The organism is Pseudarthrobacter sp. BRE9, assembly GCF_031844305.1.
Classification (GTDB): Bacteria; Actinomycetota; Actinomycetes; order Actinomycetales; family Micrococcaceae; genus Arthrobacter.
The window spans coordinates 572303-590127 of sequence record NZ_JAUZUY010000001.1; the positions used below are offsets into that span (position 1 = coordinate 572303).

The following is a 17825-nucleotide window of genomic DNA, read 5'->3' on the forward strand; positions in this document are numbered from 1 at the left end:
AATGATGCGCGGACGGCCCTTGGAGGAACAATGTCGCACATCCTGTTACTGACCAACAGCACCGGTTCTTCGGTGGACATCCTGCCTGCCCTTGAGTTGCTGAACCACCGGGTCCATATCCTCCCGGCCGAGCCCACGGCCCTCCTCGAAACGGACCCCTGCGACATCGTCCTGCTGGATGCCCGCAAGGACCTGGTGGGTGCCCGTTCACTCACCCAGCTCCTGAAGGCCACCGGACTCAGCGCCCCGCTGGTCCTGATCCTGACCGAAGGCGGCATGGCCGCGGTTTCCTCGGCGTGGGCCGTTGACGACATCGTCCTCGATTCCGCCGGTCCGGCCGAAGTGGAGGCGCGTATCCGGCTGTCCGTTGCCCGGGCGGTACCGGAGCAGGAGGACGCCCCGAGCGAGATCCGCGCCGCCGGCGTCATCATCGACGAGGCAAGCTACACGGCACGGGTTAATGGCGCGCCGCTGAACCTCACCTTCAAGGAATTCGAGCTCCTGAAGTACCTGGCCCAGCATCCCGGCCGTGTGTTCACCCGCCAGCAGCTGCTGACCGAGGTCTGGGGCTACGACTACTACGGCGGAACCCGCACCGTGGACGTCCACGTCCGGCGCCTCCGCGCAAAACTCGGCGCCGACCACGAGAACCTCATCAGCACGGTCAGGAACGTTGGCTACCGCCTCACCCTCGTCCGGCAGCAGGAAGACGAACTCACCGAGGCCTAAGCCCCGGCACGCCGTTGGCGTATAGCCTTGGCTCATGACTCCAGCGCATCCGCAGAAGTGGCCCGTCCATGTCGTCCGGGGCGGAGTTGACCAGCAGCTCCTGAAAGACTGCCGCGACCTCCTGGCCGCGGCTGAGGAATCGGATGGAAACCCGTCCATTTCGGAGCAGAGCCTGGTAACCATGCGCGCCGGGGATTCCGCGGAACACACTCTGCTGACGCTGGCCCTCTACGCACCCGACGAGGACTCCGACCCCGCGACCGGTCAGGACCTGGCGGGGTTCGCCGTCGTGGTTGAGGAGCCGGACGGCCACGGCATCCTGGAAATCGCCGTCCACCCCTCCTACCGGAACCAGGGAGTGGCGGACCGGCTGGTGGGCGCGCTCAAGGAGGTCCGGGGCTTTGACGGGTTGAACGCCTGGTCCCACGGCAACCATGAGGCCGCTGCGGACCTTGCTGCGCGGTACGGGTACGCGCCAGTGCGTGAGTTGTGGAAGATGCGGATGACGACGGCGGGTGCGGACCTTCCCGACGCCGGCCTGCCGGACGGGGTAACCATCCGCGCCTTTGTGCCTGGCAAGGATGAGGACGCCTGGCTGGCGGCCAACAGGGCAGCCTTCGCCGACCATCCGGAACAGGGGAACCTCACCCGGGCTGACCTTGAGGCGCGCATGGCGGAGGACTGGTTCGATCCGGCCGGGTTCTTCCTGGCCGAGGACCGGGACGGCCGCCTGCTGGGCTACCACTGGACCAAGGTCCACCCCCGGCACGGCTCGCACCCCGCGATCGGCGAGGTGTATGTGGTGGGCGTGACTCCGGAAGCCCAGGGCATGGGCCTGGGAAAGGCACTGACCATTGCCGGCATCAGGCACCTCCGCGACGCCGGGCTGAACGGGGTCATGCTCTACGTGGACGCAGGCAATGCCGCCGCCGTCGCCCTGTACCGCCGGCTTGGTTTCACCCGCTGGGATATGGACGTGATGTATGGCCCGGCGGCAGGCTAGGCACGGCAGCCACGCCCATCCCCCGCACCGCGTAAAACAAGGGCCGTGGCGCAGGTGAATGCTTGTAAGGTTGAAGGGAACCGCGCGGGGCGGAAGCGCCGGCACCAAAGCGCAAGCTAAAGGAGAAGCCATGAACCCGGAACCCTCCGGAACAGCTACGTCCCAGGATGTTGCAGTGCCCGTCCGGGCACGCTTCGGCTCCTCCGAAGTACCGGCATCCAGGGCCACCCAGGACCGCATTGACATCCCGGAGTTCGCCCCGAACCTGCAGCCGGAAGGCGACATCCGGCCGGACCGCTTCCTGGACCGCGAACTGAGCTGGCTCGCCTTCAATTCCCGGGTCCTGGAACTGGCCGAGGACCCCACCCTGCACCTGCTGGAACGCGTCGGCTTCCTCTCCATCTTTGCCTCAAACTTGGACGAGTTCTTCATGGTCCGCGTGGCCGGCCTCAAGCGCCGCATCGCCACCGGACTGGCCGTCCCCTCCCCGGCCGGCCTGAGCCCCGTAGAGGTTCTGGAGCGGATCAGCGAGGAAGCCCACCGGCTGCAGGAACGGCACGCCCAGGTCTACGCCGACCAGATCCGCCCTGCCCTGGCCTACGAGCACATCCACCTCATGCACTGGGAAGAACTGGACGACGCCGCCAAGCAGCAGCTGAGCGTGATGTTCGCGGAAAAGGTCTTCCCCATCCTCACCCCCTTGGCCGTTGACCCGGCGCACCCCTTCCCCTATATCTCGGGCCTGTCGCTGAACCTTGCCGTGGTGGTCCGGAACCCGGTCAGCGACAAGGAGCTCTTCGCCCGCGTCAAGGTCCCGGACCAGCTTCCCCGCCTGATCTCCATCGACGGTCCCCGGGCCGGCGCGATACCCGGCCGGGTGGCCCGCTTCATTGCGCTCGAGGAAGTCATCGCCGTCCACCTGGACAAGCTGTTCCCGGGCATGGAAGTCCTGGAGCACCACACCTTCCGCGTCACCCGGAACGAGGATGTGGAAGTGGAGGAGGACGACGCCGAGAACCTCCTGCAGGCCCTGGAGAAGGAACTCCTGCGCCGCCGCTTCGGCCCGCCCGTGCGGCTTGAGGTCACCCACGACATCAACCCCAACATCCGCGCGCTGCTGATCCGCGAGCTGGGTGTGGAAGAGTCCGAGGTCTACTCGGTGCCGGCACCGCTGGACCTCCGGGGCCTGTCCGTCATCGCCGCCATCGACCGGGCGGACCTGCACTACCCCAAGCATGTCCCGCACACCTCGCGGTACCTGAACGAGTCCGAAACCTCCAAGGCGGCGAACGTCTTCGCCGCGATGCGCCGACGCGACATCCTGCTGCACCACCCATACGATTCGTTCTCCACCTCCGTGCAGGCCTTCCTGGAACAGGCCGCGGCGGACCCCAAGGTGCAAGCCATCAAGCAGACCCTGTACCGCACCTCCGGGGACTCCCCCATTGTGGACGCCCTGATTGACGCCGCCGAGGCCGGCAAGCAGGTCCTGGCCCTGGTGGAGATCAAGGCGCGGTTCGACGAGCAGGCCAACATCTCCTGGGCCCGCAAACTCGAGCAGGCCGGCGTGCACGTGGTGTACGGGATTGTCGGCCTGAAGACGCACTGCAAGCTTTCGCTGGTGGTCCGGCAGGAAGTGGACGGGCTTCGCCGCTACTGCCACATCGGCACCGGCAACTACCACCCGCGGACCGCGAGGTACTACGAGGACCTGGGCCTGCTGACGGCGAACGAACAAGTGGGCGAGGACCTGTCCAAGCTGTTCAACCAGCTGTCCGGCTACGCGCCCAAGTCCACCTTCAAACGGCTCCTGGTGGCGCCCCGTTCCGTCCGGTCCGGGCTCATCGACCGGATCGAGACCGAGATCCGCAACGCCCGGGCGGGGGTGCCCGGACTCGTTCAGATCAAGGTGAACTCCATGGTGGACGAGGCCATCATCGATTCGCTGTACCGCGCTTCGCAGGCGGGGGTCAAGGTGGACGTGGTGGTCCGCGGCATCTGCTCGCTGCGGCCCGGCGTTCCCGGTTTGAGCGACAACATCACCGTCCGCTCCATCCTGGGCCGTTTTCTGGAGCACTCGCGGGTGTTCGCCTTTGCCAACGCCGGCGATCCGGTGGTGTACATCGGCTCGGCAGACATGATGCACCGGAACTTGGACCGCAGGGTGGAGGCGCTGGTCCAATTGTCCAGCGCGGACGACATCGCCTATGTCCTTGACCTCCTGCGCCGCTACATGGCGCCGGAGACTTCCAGTTGGCATCTGGACAACGAGGGCCGCTGGATCCGGCACCACCTGTCCGAGGACGGGACCCCGCTGGAAGACGTCCAGTCCTGGCTGCTGGCTTCCCGGCCGCGTCAGCGCAGCCTGAGCCGGCGATAGGCAGCCGCGTTGTCGAGCGATGCACTCGTAGCCGACCAGACTGACCACCCCGGGGAACCCATCGCCGTAACCGCTGCCGGGGCCATCCCCTGGCGGGTCGGCAAGGACGGGCTTGAAGTCCTGCTGATCCACCGGCCGCGTTATGACGACTGGTCCTGGCCCAAGGGAAAAATTGACAGCGGCGAGACCGTCCCGGAGTGCGCCGTCCGTGAGGTGTGGGAGGAGATCGGCCTCCGGGCGCCGCTGGGCATACCCCTGCCGCCCATCCACTACCACGTATCATCCGGCCTCAAGGTGGTCTACTACTGGGCGGTCAAGGTCAACGGTGACACCCTGGTCCCGGACGGAAAGGAGGTGGACAGCGTAATGTGGTGCGCCCCCGAAAAGGCGGCCCGCCTGCTGTCCAACCCCTCCGACGTCGTACCTCTTGAGTTCCTGCGGGACGCGCACGAACGGGGAACGCTGGACACGTGGCCGCTCCTGGTGCTCCGCCACGCCAAAGCCAAGCCGCGCTCATCCTGGAGCAAGGCGGAGGGCGAGCGTCCGCTGGCGGCCACCGGGACCCGCCAGGCGCAGGCCGTCGGCCGGCTCCTGCAGGCGTGGAAGCCGATGCGGGTGGTCACCAGCCCATGGCTGCGCTGCGTGGCAACTGTGGCCCCCTATGCGCGGACCACCGGCGCCAAGGTGAAGCTGGCGGAAGGCCTGACCGAGCACAAGCACCAGCGCAATCCCAAAAAGACGGCTGCCGTCATCGAATCCTTTTTCGACAAGCAGCGGCCCGTGGTTGCCTGCACACACCGGCCGGCGCTGCCGACCGTCCTCAACCAGCTGGCCGGGCACATGCCGTCACACCTGGCCAAACTGCTGCCGGCCAAGGAACCGTACTTGTCCCCCGGCGAAGTGGTGGTGTGCCATGTGGCCAACGGGGGGAAGAAACGGATAGTGGCGGTGGAGCAGTTCAAACCGTTCGACGACTAGGCCAGCCAGTAGACTTGGGGCGTGAGCATCCCTACGCCTTATGAAGACCTCCTGCGCGATGTCCTGGCCTCCGGCACCCATAAATCGGACCGCACGGGAACCGGAACCACCAGCGTTTTCGGCCGCCAGATGCGCTTTGACCTGGCCAAGAGCTTCCCGCTGATCACCACCAAGCGGGTCCACTTCAAGTCCGTGGCGGTTGAACTCCTGTGGTTCCTGCGCGGCGAGACCAACATCAAGTGGATGCAGGACCAGGGCGTCACCATCTGGAACGAATGGGCGGACGACGACGGCGACCTGGGCCCGGTCTACGGCGTGCAGTGGCGCAGCTGGCCCACACCGGACGGCGGGCACATCGACCAGATCGCCGAGCTGGTGGAGAACCTGAAGTCCAGCCCCGACTCCCGGCGGCACATCGTCTCCGCCTGGAACGTCTCCGAGCTTCACGACATGGCGCTGCCGCCGTGCCACGCGTTCTTCCAGTTCTACGTGGCCAACGGCAAACTCTCCTGCCAGCTCTACCAGCGGTCCGCGGACATGTTCCTGGGCGTGCCGTTCAACATCGCCTCCTACGCGCTGCTCACCTGCATGGTGGCCCAGCAAGTGGGGCTTGAGCCCGGCGAATTCGTCTGGACCGGCGGAGACGTCCACATCTACGAGAACCACATGGACCAGGTCCTCAAGCAGCTGGAACGCGAGCCGTATGACTACCCGCAGTTGAAGATCATCCGCAAGCCGGCATCGATCTTCGACTACACGCTCGAGGACTTCGAAGTGGTGGGCTACCAGCACCACCCCACGATCAAGGCACCGATCGCCGTATGAGCACCGAAAACTTCACCGATCCCCAGTCCTTCACTGAGGAACTTGCCGCCTCCATCACGGGCGTCGGCCTGGTCTGGGCGCAGACCTCCGACGGCGTCATCGGCAAGGACGGGGACATGCCCTGGCACCTTCCCGAGGACCTCAAGCACTTCACCCGGCTCACCACCGGGCACCCGGTCATCATGGGCCGCAAGACCTGGCTGTCCTTTCCCGACAAGTACCGTCCCCTGCCCGGCCGGACGAACATCGTCATCACCCGGCAGAAAAGCTGGGCCAACACGCCCGAGGCGGAAGGCGCCGTCGTGGTTCCCTCCCTGGACGACGCGCTCCTTGAGTCGCAGTTTGTCGACGGCGGCGAAACGGTGTGGATTTTGGGCGGCGGTGAGGTCTTCCGCCAGTCCACGGACCTCGCCAACGTTGCAGTGGTCACCACCATCGACGTGGAGGCCGACGGCGACACCTTCGCCCCCGAGCTTGGTACCAGTTGGGAGGCGTCTGCTTCCGTCCCGCCGGACGGCTGGCTGACCGCCGCCAACGGCACGCGCTATCGATTCACCAAATGGTCACGGACCGAGGGCTAGGAACATGCTGAAAAAACCCGAAACCCTATTCGTCCTGGGCTACATGCTGCTGCCCCTGCTGGCGCTGCTGTCCGCGATCGTCGGGCTGACCATGATCCTGGGCGGCAACAGGATCGCCGGGGCCATCGTGTTGGTGGTCGTTACCCAGGCCTTCGCCTTCGGGGCGTTCTTCGCGCTGCGGGCCCGGAAGGCCGCTGTGCTGGAGGAGTCCGAGCGCGGCCAGGGCATCCGTCCACAGTGACGTAACCGACTGCGCGCTGCCGCCCGCGCCGTCTAAAATAGTCCAATGACTACAGCAGCTACCCCTTCCGTCGGCCTGGTCGGATGGCGCGGCATGGTCGGTTCCGTCCTCATGCAGCGCATGCAGGACGAGGGCGACTTCGCCAACATCAACCCGGTGTTCTTCTCCACCTCCAACGCGGGAGGTGCCGCGCCGTCCTTCGCTGAAGGCGCCGGCAAGCTCGAGAATGCGTTCGACCTCGACACGCTGGCCAAGCTGCCAATTATCGTCACCGCCCAGGGCGGGGACTACACCAAGCAGGTCCACGGCGAGCTGCGGAGCCGCGGCTGGGACGGCCTCTGGATCGACGCCGCCTCCACCCTGCGCATGAACGACGACTCGATCATCGTCCTGGACCCCATCAACCGCGACGTCATCGACAAGGGCCTGGTCAACGGCACCAAGGACTTCATCGGCGGCAACTGCACCGTATCCTGCATGCTCATGGGCCTGGGCGGGCTGTTCAAGAACGGCCTGGTGGAGTGGGGCACCTCCATGACCTACCAGGCAGCCTCCGGCGGAGGAGCCCGGCACATGCGTGAGCTGCTCAGCCAGTTCGGCACGCTCAACGCCGAGGTCAGCACGGAACTGGACGACCCGGCGTCGGCCATCCTGGACATCGACCGCAAAGTCCTGGCCCACCAGCGCACGGACATCGACGCCACCCAGTTCGGCGTCCCCCTGGCCGGCTCCCTGATCCCCTGGATCGACGCGGACCTGGGCAACGGGCAGTCCAAGGAAGAGTGGAAGGCCGGGGTTGAGACCAACAAGATCCTAGGCACCTCCGAGGAAAACCGGGTGATCATGGACGGCCTCTGCGTGCGCATCGGCGCCATGCGCTCGCACTCCCAGGCCCTGACGCTCAAGCTCCGTGAGGACCTGTCCGTCGCCGAGATCGAGAAGCTGCTGGACGAGGACAACCAGTGGGCCAAGGTGGTTCCCAACACCAAGGAAGCGACCATGGCCGAGCTGACCCCCGTGGCCGCGTCCGGCACCCTGGACATCCCGGTGGGCCGTATCCGCAAGATGGAAATGGGCCCGCAGTACATCAGCGCCTTCACCGTGGGCGACCAGCTCCTCTGGGGCGCCGCCGAGCCGCTGCGCCGCATGCTCAACATCGCCACCGGCAACCTGTAACCCGTACAGCTGCCCCACGAGCGGCCCTTGCCTACCGGGCAGGGACCGCTTTTGTGCGTGAGGAGGTCAGGTGGCCAGGAACGTGGTGTAGCGCCTCGCGGCCTTGGCAAGGGCTGCCTGGGCTGCCGGGCCCAGCGGCTTGGCCTCATCAAAGAGTTCGGGGACGACGGCGGCACCCCGGCCCGTGCCCTGGAGCGCCCAGGTGCCCACCACCTTCCCCGCCGCAACCATGGTCTTCTTGAAGACGCCGTTGCCGCCCGGAACGATCAGATCGACATGCTCCGGTGCCAGGACGGGCGTCCGGTCCGTGTAGCCAAGGACGAACTCATCGAAGCCGGGCAGCAGGTGAAGCGAGCGGCCGCCGGGGACACCGGAATCCAGCAGGGCGGCGACGTCTTGTGAGAGCCAGTAGCTGGTGCCAGCGACTTCCAGCTCCACCAGCTGGCTCCGGACCTGCTGGAACGCGGCGCGCACCTCGGTCAGCGGCAGCTGCGTCCACCAGGCGAAGTCGCGGAGGGTTGCCGGGCCATGGCTCCGGAAGTACCGCACCAGGAACTCACCGATAGCCTCCTCCCGCCCGAGCCGGCGGGACGCCGGGATCCACTCATCGAAGGCCGCGATCAGCTGCTGGTTTCCGGAAAGCGGCCCCAGCACCAGCCAGCCGTGCCGGCAGAGCGTACCCAGGAGATGGATGCCGCGCTGCCCCTGGGTCGGCTGGCCGCCGGCGTCGAACACGTTAAACAGCCCGGAACGGCTGACGGGACCATCCGTGAGGATTCGGTCCAGTGCCAGGTCGCGCGCCTTCTCAACATCAGCCCAGGTGATCTCCAGCTGCCGGTGCCTGGCCGCGATGCTCCTGGTGAGCCGCTCGGCGGTGAGGTCCAGCATCCAGCGCAGGTCCTCGGGGGCAACGAGATGCAGTGTTCCCCGCATCGGCCAGGACCGGACCACAGTCCCGGAATCGATGGCAGCACGAACGTCGGTGATCCCGGCACCGGGCAAGCGAACCCCAACGGCCCACAGCGCCGCCGGCAGGTCCTGCGCCTGCATTGCGGTCATCCACCGGACCAGCTCCGGCACTGAGGCGGCACCGGCCCCGGCGAGCCGTTGCGATGCCAGCCGGAGCCTGCCGATGATCCTGCGGTCGCCCAGGGAACCAGATGCAGCCATGGGCCCATCCTAGGCCCGGTATGGCCCGGTATGGCCCGGTCGGACGCCTACAGGTCCAGGCCGATGAGCAGCGGCTCCGGATGCAGCTGGATGCCAAAGCGGCGTTCCACGCCGGCCCGCACCTCACGTGCCACAGCCACCATGTCAGCGGCGCTGGCGGCGCCGCGGTTGGTGATGGCCAGGGTGTGCTTGGTCGACAGGGAGGCGCGGCCGCCGGCCACGCCTTCCGGTTCCAGGCCAAAGCCCTTGCCGAACCCTGCCTGGTCGATCAGCCACGCTGCGGACAGTTTCACCTGTCCGTCCTGGCCTGCAGGGTAGCGGGGCGCCGAGTCCGGCAGCGTGTCCGCCACGTCCGCGGAAACGATGGGGTTGGTGAAGAAGGAACCGGTGGAGTAGGTATCGCGGTCGGCGCCGTCCCACACCATGCCCTTGGAGGCGCGCAGCCGGAGCACTTCCCGGCGGACGTCGTTGGCGTAGGCGCGCTTGCCCGCCTCCACGCCGAGGGAGCGGGCCAGTTCGGCGTAACGGATGGGAGCGCTCATCCGCCCCAACGGCAGCTGGAACTCGACCGTGAGGACGACGTACCGGGGCGAGCCGTTGACGGTGGTGCGCTTGAGGATGGAGTCCCGGTAGCCGAACTTCAGCTCCGAGTTGGTAAACGTTTGGACGGCGTTGCGTTCGCGGTCCCAGGTGCGCACGGCCGCAATGGTCTGGGAAACTTCGGCCCCGTAGGCACCCACATTCTGGACCGGGGTGGCACCGGTTGAGCCGGGAATCCCGGACAATGCCTCGATTCCCGACCATGCGTGACGGACGGCGTGCTCCACGAGCTTGTCCCAGTTATGGCCGGCCTGCACCACCACCGCCACTCCCCCGCATGAGTCCTCCGCGTTGACGGCGAAACCCTCCGAGGCGATCTTGACGACGGTCCCGGGGAACCCGTCGTCGGACACCAGGAGGTTGGACCCGCCGCTGATGATGAGGACCTGCTCCCCGGCCGCATCCGCGGACCGTACGGCGTCGATGATTTCTGCCTCGGTCCGGGCCTCGATGAACTTGCCGGCGGGACCGCCGACGGCGGACGTGGTCAGGGAGGAAAGCAGCGTGGAAGTCACCCGTCAACAATACTAGGGAAACCTAGTAGAGCTTCCGGGCCACCGGGGACAGCACGAAGCTCACAGCGAGCATCCCCATCACGGCAAGGAGGGAGTGCAGGATGCCCACGTGTTCGGCCAGCAGGCCGAGCAGCGGCGGCCCGCACAGGAACGCGCCGTAGCCGATCGTGGACACCACCGACACCCGCGCCGCGGCCTTGGCCGGATCGTCGGCCGCGGCCGACATGCCCACCGGGAAACCCAGCGATGCGCCCAGGCCCCAGACCGCGAGGCCCACGTAAGCGAGCCACGGTGCCGGGGCGAAGACGAACACGGCAAGGCCCAGGACGGCCATCGCAGCGCACCAGCGCATGACGGGAACCCGCCCGAACCGGTCCAGCAGCGGCGTCCCGGCGAACCGGCCGATGGTCATGAACGTAACAAAAAGGCCGTATCCGGCAGCACCGGCGGCATCGCTCTGCCCGTGGCCGTCTGCCAGGGCAAGGGCAACCCAGTCCCCCGCGGCGCCTTCGGCCAGGGCGAGGCCGAGCACCAGGACGCCCAGCAGCAGCGTCCGGCGGTCCCGCCAGGCCTGGGCGATCCTGCGCTTGTTGTCCAGCGGCGCATCCCCGGTGCTTCCGGCAGGGATCACGGGAATAGGGCCAGTGATGGGGTCTTCGAAGTTGTCCGGGGAGTAGGTGCGCTCCCCCGCCACGGGGGTAACGTCGGCGCGGAACCATGACGCCGCCGTCGCCACTGACACGGCCACCACCGTTCCTGCCGCCGCAAGGTGCCAGAACACGGGCACGGATGCTGCCGCAGCAGCGGCACCCAGTCCGGCGCCCGCCACCGTGCCCAGGCTGAACGCGCCATGAAGCCGCGGCATGATGTGCCGGCCCACGGCGCGTTCGACAGCCGCGCCTTCCACATTCGACGCGGTGTTCCAGCTTCCCGTCCCCAAGCCGATGATGGCCAGCCCAATGGCAGTCGCCACCGGGCTGGCCAGCACGGTTGTGCCAAAACCGGCGGTCAGCAGGCTGGCGCCAGCCATGATGCTGCCGGTGCGGATGGTCCGTTTAGACCCGAGCCGCAGCACGATGAGCCCCGAGGCCGAGACGGAGGCGAAGGAGCCCAGCGTCATGCACAGCAGGATGACGCCGACGGCGCCCGGGCTAAGGTCCAGCGCGTCCCGCATGGCGGGCAGCCGGGACACCCAGGAGGCGAAGGCCACGCCGCTCGCCCCGTAGGCCACCACCACGGCGTTGCGCCAGTGGGTGACCTGGGCGGCGGTAGCCCCGGTTTTGGGCGCGGAGGTCAACGCTTGCAGCTCATCGTCACCAGGCTGCTCAGGACAGCTTGACGACGGCCTGGGCCTTCATCAGGACCTTTTGCCCGGCCGAGACGACGGTGAGGTCAACGCGGGCGGTGCCTGCTTCGGCGTCGAGTTTTCCGATGGTGCCGCTGACCTCGATGGTGGCGCCGGGCTCGGCCGTGCCCGTGGTGTCGGCCACCAGGACCGGCTTGGTGAAGCGGGTCTGGAAGTCCACGACGGCGGCGGGGTCGCCCGCCCAGTCGGTCACCAGCTGGACGGCTGAGCCCATGGTGAACATGCCGTGCGCGATGACGCCCGGCAGTTCCACGCCGGTGGCGAAGGCCTCATTCCAGTGGATGGGGTTGAAGTCTCCGGAAGCACCGGCGTACTTGACCAGGTCTGTGCGGGTGACCTCGATGGTGCGGCTGCCGATTTCCTGGCCGGCCCTGAGGTCGTTGAAGGTGGGGCTCATGGTTACTGTCCCTCTCCGCGGACCAGGATGGATGACGTGGTGGTGGTGACCGGTTCCCGGGAGTCGCCGGAACCGAGGGCGAAGATCTCGGAGCGGGTGGTGATCATGGCACCGCCGCCCATGGCCCGGACGCCGTCGACGTGCAGTTCCGCGACGAGGCGGTCCCCGGCAATGATGGGCCGGTGGTGGGTGAAGCGCTGGTCCGCGTGGACGACGCGGGAGAAGTCGATGCCTGCGTCCGGATCCTCGATGAGCTGGGCGTCGGCACGCTGGGCGATGATGATGGCGAAGGTGGGCGGCGCCACCAGGTCGGGGTGTCCCAGGGCCTTGGCCGCGTCGGCATCGAAGTGCGCGGGGTGCGTGGCCTTCACGGCACGGGCGAACTCGCGGATTTTTTCGCGGCCAACGTCGTACACCTCTGCGGCAGGGTAGCTTCGGCCCTGCAGATCCGGATTGATAGTCATGGATTCCAGCCTATCGTCGGCGCAGCCGGCACAGGTTCCGCAACCCACCGGTATGATGAATTCATCATTTCATCAAACCGCCAGGAGTGACTCCTTTGCTGTCTTCCGCCCAAGCACCGCTGTACGAGATCAAAGCCAATCTGTTCAAGGGCCTGGCGCACCCGGCACGTATCCGGATCCTTGAACTGCTGGCCGCAGCACCGCAGGAAACTGCGGCCGTCAGTTACCTCCTGGCGGAGACCGGGCTTGAAGCCTCGCACCTCTCCCAGCACCTCGCCACCCTGCGCAGGCACAAAGTAGTGACCTCCGCCCGTACCGCCAATGCCGTGACGTACCAACTGGCACACCCCGGGGTTTCGCAACTGCTCGCCATCGCCCGGACCTTCCTCCTGGACAACCTGTCCGAATCGAACGAACAGCTCCGGCTGGCACAGCAGCTGCCGGCAGAGCACCTGTCCCGCGGACCAGCCTCGTGACGGCCACCGCCGCCACCGGCCGCGCCGCCGCCAGGGCGGCCCAGAGGCTTACCAGGTTCCTCCCGTCCCGGCAGGATTACGCCGGTCTTCGCTCGTCGTGGCGCACAGACCTGCTGGCCGGCATCACCGTGGGCATTGTCGCCCTGCCGCTGGCCCTCGCGTTCGGGGTGAGCTCCGGGGTGGGCGCCGAGGCTGGACTTATCACCGCCATCGTGGCCGGCATGGTGGCAGCCCTTATGGGCGGGTCATCCGTGCAGGTTTCGGGCCCCACTGGCGCCATGGTGGTGGTCCTGGCGCCCGTCGTGGCCGTCCACGGCCCCGGCAGCGTGGCCCCGCTCTCACTGATGGCAGGGCTGCTGGTCTGCATTATGGGATTCAGCGGTCTGGGCCGCGCGGTCGCCTTCATCCCCTGGCCGGTGGTGGAGGGGTTCACACTGGGGATCGCGGCCATTATCTTCCTCCAGCAGGTTCCGCTCGCAACGGGCACGTCAGGCGTCCCGGGACACAACACCGTGGTCGCCGCCGTCGAAGCTGCCTCAGCCGCCCAGGCTCCCACTGTCCTGTTGACGCTGACGCTCGTAGTGCTGGTCGCCGTCGTCATGGTCCTGCTGCAAAAGCTGTTCCGGGCCATTCCGGCAAGCCTGGTGGCGGTTCTCCTGGCCGCGGCAGCAGCCGAACTCCTGCAGCTGGATATCCCGCGGATCGGACCCCTGCCCCACTCCCTTCCAGCGCCGGCAGTGCCGGCCGTGGACGTGACCACCTTGGGCAGCCTTGCCATGCCTGCGGTGGCAATCGCCGTCCTTGCCGCTATCGAATCACTGCTCTCAGCCAGGGTGGCCGCGGGGATGGCCGGCCCCGACGGCAGGCCCACCGGACCCTACAGCCCGGACCGTGAGCTGACGGGCCAGGGCTTGGCTTCCATCGCGGCCGGCCTGTTTGGCGGCATGCCCGCCACCGGAGCCATCGCTAGGACTGCGGTCAACGTCCGTTCCGGGGCCCGGACCCGCCTTGCCGCAGCCGTTCACGCCGTCGTTTTGCTGGGCATCACTTACCTTGCTTCAGGAATGGTCAGCCGCATCCCGCTGGCAGCACTGGGCGGAATCCTGATGGTCACGGCGACACGGATGGTTTCCCGGCGCACCGTTGCCGCCATCCTGGGCTCCACCCGGGCAGACGCCGCAGTCTTCGTTCTCACGGCGATCATCACCGTGGCCTTCGACCTGATCGTCGCCATCCAGATCGGGCTTGCCGCGGCTGCGCTCTTCGCGCTGCGAAAGTTCGCCTCCTTGAGCGGCGTCCAGCGCGAGCCGGTCCCCGGTCCTTCCGCCGACGGCGATGAGCACATAGCCGTCCTCCGGCTGGACGGCGCAATGTTCTTCGGCGCCGCCGAGCGCATCCTCCAGGAAATCAGCCAGGTCAAGGATATCCGGGTGGCGATCATCAGACTCTCGCAGCTGCGGATGCTTGACGCCACTGGCGCCCACGCGCTGGTGGAGGTCATCGCTGCGCTGGAACTGCGCGGCATTACCGTGCTGCTCAAGGGTGTGCGGCCAGACCACCTGGACCTGGTGACCAACGTGGGCGTGATCCGTTCGCTGCGGCACCACAAACACCTGTTCCAGCATCTTCCTGATGCCGTGGAGCACGCCCGCAGCCATGTCCTGCGGAACGCAGCGGCTAGCGCCTGAGGTTCCTACGGATCGACTGGCCGCGGACCACGATGCCCACGACGTGCAGGACAAGGCCCAACCCGATGAGCGGCAGGGAGGCAAAGGCCAGGGTTTGGTTGCCGCCGGTGTTGCCGATGATGTTGAGGATGATGCCGACGGCGATCAGCCCCATCGCGCTGAAGACCAGGACTTTGTAACGGGTTGGCGCGGTGGCCCAGAATTCGTTCAGCACCGTGCAAGTCTACCGTCCAGGCCTTGCGGGCCGGCTAGAACAGGGATTCCTGCACTGCCGGGACCTGGGAGGCGAAGCCGCCCAGGGTGATGGTCCGGGCGGCCAGTTGGGACAGGTTCACCACGAATGCGGCGTCCGTGCCATCGAGCCGGGCCAGCACGTTCGCGCCGCTCACAGCGGCGATCCGGAAGCCGTGCTGCCCCTGGTCCAGGGCATGCGGGTAGGCGTGCCGTTGGGCAGGTTCGTACAGGGCGCCGGCCTGCGCCGGCCTCACCCACTGCTCCTCCACAGTTTCATAGCCGTCGACGGCGGTGCGCGCCAGCAGCGCGCGTACGTCGGCGGCCGCGCGGGCATTGGCGGCCAGCAAGTCTCCCGGCGGGAGCGGCTGCAGCAGGGCGTCCGCCTTGGCGGTGGAGCGGACTTGCTGCGTCAGGCCGGCGACGGCCGTCACCAGGTCCTCGAGGATGCGCACCACCCGGCCGTCCTGCGCCCTGGCGACATAAGCCGCCGCTGCGGCCCCCTGCTCCGCGAGCCTGTTCCACTTCCGCGGACCGGAGGCCGTTCCCACCTTGGTGGCACCGCCCGCGAACGTGGCAACGTACAGCCAGTGTTCCTGCATCAGGTAGTCACGCAGGCCCGGCGTGACCCGGCCGCCGCGGTGGAAGTCGTGCATCAGCCGGGACTCGTCCAGCACGAAACACCGCTCGCACTGCTTTCCCCGGAGAGCCGGAGCGGCGGAGGCGCAGAGGATGTGGCTGCGCGAGCTTGCCGACTGGACCCGGACGTGCCCCAGGCAGGACCTGCCGGGTTTCACCACTTCGAAGCCGAGGCGTCCGCCGGGGCCCAGGCTGAGCTGCCGGACGTCCCCGTCCGGTGACTGGAGGCGCAAAGCCGGGCCGCCGCCGTCGTCCGCCTTCAAAGGATTCGCCGCACTGGAACCCGGCGGTCCATCCCAAAAGACCCCGTGGACCAGATAGCGGGTATCGGTCACGGGGTCTCCTGAAAGGTGAAGTGGTGGGCTACAGCGCGGGCTGCACCCCGAAGGCTACCGCCAGCTTCATGATCTTCTCGGCGCGGCCCAGGCGGGGAAGATCCGAGCCGTCACGGATGACGCGGCCGTTGGCTTCGAAGTCGTTCATGAAGTCGGTGGCCCAGGCAACGTCCGACGGCGTGGGGCTGATGACCTCGTTGATGACCGGGGTCTGGTCGATGGCCAGGCACAGCTTGCCGGTCATGCCCATCATCACTGTGATGCCGGTCTGCTCGCGCAGGATGGGGTGGTTGGTGCCGACCGTGGGGCCGTCGATGGGACCGGGCAGGTTGCCCACCCGGCTGGCAACCACGAGCTTGGCGCGCGGGTAGGCCATTGCCTCGGGGGTGGCGGCCATGCCGGTGTCGCGGCGGAAGTCGCCGGAACCGAAGGCCAGGCGGAAAGCGCCCTGCGCCTTGGCGATGTGGTTGGCTTCCTCGATACCGAGGGCGGATTCCACCAGCGGGATCACGGGGGTCTTGCCGTCCATGCGGTGGAAGCTCTCGGTGACCTGGTCCGCGGATTCGGTCTTGGCGAGCATGACGCCCAGCAGGCCCGGGGTGCCGCGCAGCCCGGCGAGGTCATCGGCCCAGAACGGGCTGGTGGCGTCGTTGATCCGGACCCAGGCCTTGCCGCCGGCGGTCAGCCAGTCGACCACGTTACTGCGGGCCTGGTCCTTCTGGGAAGGGTCCACCGCATCTTCAATATCCAGGATGATCGAATCGGCGCGGGAGACGGCCGACTGGTCGAAAAGCTCCGGCTTCATGGCATTGACCAGCAGCCAGGAGCGGGCGATCTCTGCGGGGATATTGCGTTCCGGCCTAACAGTTTCGGCGGCGATGGTAGACGTCATGCTTTCTACAGTATCCGCCCCGCAAGCGGCACGGCGAAGAAAACGGCCAGCTTGTGAGGATCAATACGAACTAAACGGGATATGACCGGGTCGACGGGGAATGTAGGTAGCAGTAAGTGTCGTTATGCGGCTCCATAACGGCACTTACTGCTACCCAGTTTGGACCGGGGTCAGGGGATGTTGCTCCCGCGCGCCGTGACCCAGAGTTTGTACCAGTCCGCCCGGCTCATGGCCTTTGCCACCCGGGCGGCATCGCCGCAGGCCCGGATCCGGTCCGGGTTGACGGTCCCGATCACCGGCGCGATGCCGGCCGGATGCTTCATCAGCCAGCCCAGCAGGACAACCTCGCCGGAGGTGCCGTACTCCCCCGCGAGCTGCGCCACGAGTTCGGCAGTTGCCGCTTCGGCTGAGGTGGGGTTGTCCGGTTCGGCGCCGGTGTAGACGCCGCGGGCCAGGGAGCCGTACGCCTGCAGGGTGATGTTGTTGCGGACGCAGTACTCCAGCGTCCCGTGCGGGAAGCTGTAGTCCAGGTGCTCCGGGTGGTTGACCAGGACCTGGCTTTCCAGCCACGCCCGCTTGAGCAGGCTCATCTCCAGCTGGTTGGCCACCACAGGGGTTTCCAGCCGGTCCTGCAGCACCTCAATCTGGGCTGCGGACATGTTAGAGACGCCCAGTTGCCGGACCTTGCCTTCGTCCATGAGCTGCCGGACGGCGGATGCCACCTCCCCGGGGTCCGCCAGGGGATCCGGGCGGTGCAGCAGGAGGACGTCCACGTAGTCGGTCCGGAGCCGTTCCAGGCTGCCGTTGACCCGCTCCAGAATGGCTTCCCGGCTCAGGTCGTAGTGGGTCTGCAGGCCGCGTTCGTTCAGCCGGATGCCGCACTTGGTCTGCAGCCGGATCCGCTCCCGCAGGCCCGGCGTGGCGGCCAGGACCTCACCAAACACTGCCTCGGACTTGCCGCTCCGGTAGATGTCGGCATGGTCGAACAGGGTGATTCCCGCGTCCAGGGCGGCCTGGACGGCAGCAGCGGCCTGGTCCACATGGTGGCTTTCGTGTGGCTCGTCGGACCAGCTGCCGCCCAGTCCCATGCACCCGTAGATGACTTCCTGCATCAGGCCTGCTCCCTCATCAGGACAGCC

General features: G+C 67.3%; 19 protein-coding genes. 10 read left to right on the forward strand and 9 right to left on the reverse strand.

Annotated elements, in window-relative coordinates:
* Positions 1–30 precede the first annotated feature (30 nt).
* The 8 genes from Q9R31_RS02630 (at position 31) to asd (ending at position 7913) form a co-directional block, all read left to right on the forward strand.
* The gene (locus tag Q9R31_RS02630; RefSeq protein ID WP_018769102.1) at positions 31–729 is read left to right on the forward strand and encodes a response regulator transcription factor; all 699 of its coding nucleotides are present in this window, start codon (positions 31–33) and stop codon (positions 727–729) included.
* Between the two features lie 34 nt (positions 730–763).
* Entirely contained in the window at positions 764–1732 is a 969-nt protein-coding gene (gene mshD, locus Q9R31_RS02635) for a mycothiol synthase (protein ID WP_311261177.1), read from the forward strand.
* 130 nt (positions 1733–1862) lie between these two features.
* Entirely contained in the window at positions 1863–4112 is a 2250-nt protein-coding gene (locus tag Q9R31_RS02640) for an RNA degradosome polyphosphate kinase (RefSeq protein ID WP_311261178.1), read from the forward strand.
* A 9-nt stretch (positions 4113–4121) separates the two neighbouring features.
* Positions 4122–5090, forward strand: coding sequence for an NUDIX hydrolase (locus Q9R31_RS02645; protein WP_311261179.1), 969 nt, complete (start codon positions 4122–4124; stop codon positions 5088–5090).
* A gap of 21 nt (positions 5091–5111) precedes the next feature.
* Positions 5112–5915 carry a thymidylate synthase gene (locus Q9R31_RS02650; RefSeq protein ID WP_311261180.1) on the forward strand — a complete coding sequence of 268 codons (804 nt, stop codon included), beginning with the start codon at positions 5112–5114 and terminating at the stop codon, positions 5913–5915.
* Complete coding sequence (locus Q9R31_RS02655; protein ID WP_311261181.1) at positions 5912–6496, forward strand: dihydrofolate reductase; 585 nt, start codon at positions 5912–5914, stop codon at positions 6494–6496. The genes Q9R31_RS02650 and Q9R31_RS02655 overlap by 4 nt, the downstream gene beginning before the upstream one ends.
* A gap of 4 nt (positions 6497–6500) precedes the next feature.
* Positions 6501–6737 carry an NF038396 family protein gene (locus Q9R31_RS02660; protein ID WP_311261182.1) on the forward strand — a complete coding sequence of 79 codons (237 nt, stop codon included), beginning with the start codon at positions 6501–6503 and terminating at the stop codon, positions 6735–6737.
* A 45-nt stretch (positions 6738–6782) separates the two neighbouring features.
* Entirely contained in the window at positions 6783–7913 is a 1131-nt protein-coding gene (asd, locus tag Q9R31_RS02665) for an aspartate-semialdehyde dehydrogenase (RefSeq protein WP_311261183.1), read from the forward strand.
* 66 nt (positions 7914–7979) lie between these two features.
* Here asd and Q9R31_RS02670 read toward each other — a convergent pair whose 3' ends face one another.
* Genes Q9R31_RS02670 through Q9R31_RS02690 form a run of 5 tightly spaced genes read right to left on the reverse strand, consistent with a single transcriptional unit; the run spans position 7980 to position 12425 of the window.
* Positions 7980–9083, reverse strand: coding sequence for a winged helix DNA-binding domain-containing protein (locus Q9R31_RS02670; RefSeq protein ID WP_311261184.1), 1104 nt, complete (start codon positions 9081–9083; stop codon positions 7980–7982).
* A gap of 47 nt (positions 9084–9130) precedes the next feature.
* Complete coding sequence (locus Q9R31_RS02675) at positions 9131–10198, reverse strand: UDP-N-acetylmuramate dehydrogenase (protein WP_311261185.1); 1068 nt, start codon at positions 10196–10198, stop codon at positions 9131–9133.
* A 22-nt stretch (positions 10199–10220) separates the two neighbouring features.
* Positions 10221–11495 carry an MFS transporter gene (locus tag Q9R31_RS02680; protein ID WP_311261186.1) on the reverse strand — a complete coding sequence of 425 codons (1275 nt, stop codon included), beginning with the start codon at positions 11493–11495 and terminating at the stop codon, positions 10221–10223.
* A 28-nt stretch (positions 11496–11523) separates the two neighbouring features.
* Positions 11524–11961 (reverse strand): MaoC family dehydratase, encoded by a 438-nt coding sequence (locus Q9R31_RS02685; protein ID WP_311261187.1) that lies wholly within the window; start codon positions 11959–11961, stop codon positions 11524–11526.
* 2 nt (positions 11962–11963) lie between these two features.
* Entirely contained in the window at positions 11964–12425 is a 462-nt protein-coding gene (locus tag Q9R31_RS02690; protein ID WP_311261188.1) for a MaoC family dehydratase N-terminal domain-containing protein, read from the reverse strand.
* Positions 12426–12520: 95 nt separating this feature from the next.
* Here Q9R31_RS02690 and Q9R31_RS02695 point away from each other — a divergent pair, with 95 nt between their 5' ends.
* Together Q9R31_RS02695 and Q9R31_RS02700 are read left to right on the forward strand one after the other, a co-directional pair.
* Positions 12521–12901, forward strand: a complete 381-nt coding sequence (locus Q9R31_RS02695; RefSeq protein ID WP_311261624.1) for a metalloregulator ArsR/SmtB family transcription factor — start codon at positions 12521–12523, stop codon at positions 12899–12901.
* Positions 12898–14589: a SulP family inorganic anion transporter gene (locus Q9R31_RS02700; RefSeq protein WP_311261189.1), complete on the forward strand. Its 1692-nt coding sequence runs from the start codon at positions 12898–12900 to the stop codon at positions 14587–14589. The genes Q9R31_RS02695 and Q9R31_RS02700 overlap by 4 nt, the downstream gene beginning before the upstream one ends.
* Here the strand turns inward: Q9R31_RS02700 and Q9R31_RS02705 are convergent.
* The 4 genes from Q9R31_RS02705 to Q9R31_RS02720 all read right to left on the reverse strand — a co-directional run bounded on the left by Q9R31_RS02705 (position 14579) and on the right by Q9R31_RS02720 (position 17798).
* A complete protein-coding gene (locus Q9R31_RS02705) occupies positions 14579–14803 on the reverse strand; it encodes a DUF3188 domain-containing protein (protein WP_311261190.1) in 225 nt (74 codons plus the stop codon). The two genes, Q9R31_RS02700 and Q9R31_RS02705, sit on opposite strands and share 11 nt — an antisense overlap.
* A gap of 34 nt (positions 14804–14837) precedes the next feature.
* Positions 14838–15794 (reverse strand): DUF2797 domain-containing protein, encoded by a 957-nt coding sequence (locus tag Q9R31_RS02710; RefSeq protein ID WP_311261191.1) that lies wholly within the window; start codon positions 15792–15794, stop codon positions 14838–14840.
* Between the two features lie 28 nt (positions 15795–15822).
* A complete protein-coding gene (locus tag Q9R31_RS02715) occupies positions 15823–16686 on the reverse strand; it encodes a CoA ester lyase (RefSeq protein ID WP_311261192.1) in 864 nt (287 codons plus the stop codon).
* Positions 16687–16856: 170 nt separating this feature from the next.
* A complete protein-coding gene (locus Q9R31_RS02720; RefSeq protein ID WP_311261193.1) occupies positions 16857–17798 on the reverse strand; it encodes an aldo/keto reductase in 942 nt (313 codons plus the stop codon).
* Positions 17799–17825 lie beyond the last annotated feature (27 nt).

Coding starts and splice junctions, on each gene's coding strand:
- Q9R31_RS02630 (WP_018769102.1), top strand. CDS start 31: ATGTCGCACATCCTGTTACTGACCAACAGCACCGGTTCTTCGGTGGAC.
- Q9R31_RS02660 (WP_311261182.1), top strand. CDS start 6,501: ATGCTGAAAAAACCCGAAACCCTATTCGTCCTGGGCTACATGCTGCTG.
- Q9R31_RS02655 (WP_311261181.1), top strand. CDS start 5,912: ATGAGCACCGAAAACTTCACCGATCCCCAGTCCTTCACTGAGGAACTT.
- Q9R31_RS02690 (WP_311261188.1), bottom strand. CDS start 12,425: ATGACTATCAATCCGGATCTGCAGGGCCGAAGCTACCCTGCCGCAGAG.
- Q9R31_RS02640 (WP_311261178.1), top strand. CDS start 1,863: ATGAACCCGGAACCCTCCGGAACAGCTACGTCCCAGGATGTTGCAGTG.
- Q9R31_RS02685 (WP_311261187.1), bottom strand. CDS start 11,961: ATGAGCCCCACCTTCAACGACCTCAGGGCCGGCCAGGAAATCGGCAGC.
- asd (WP_311261183.1), top strand. CDS start 6,783: ATGACTACAGCAGCTACCCCTTCCGTCGGCCTGGTCGGATGGCGCGGC.
- Q9R31_RS02670 (WP_311261184.1), bottom strand. CDS start 9,083: ATGGCTGCATCTGGTTCCCTGGGCGACCGCAGGATCATCGGCAGGCTC.
- Q9R31_RS02715 (WP_311261192.1), bottom strand. CDS start 16,686: ATGACGTCTACCATCGCCGCCGAAACTGTTAGGCCGGAACGCAATATC.
- mshD (WP_311261177.1), top strand. CDS start 764: ATGACTCCAGCGCATCCGCAGAAGTGGCCCGTCCATGTCGTCCGGGGC.
- Q9R31_RS02720 (WP_311261193.1), bottom strand. CDS start 17,798: ATGCAGGAAGTCATCTACGGGTGCATGGGACTGGGCGGCAGCTGGTCC.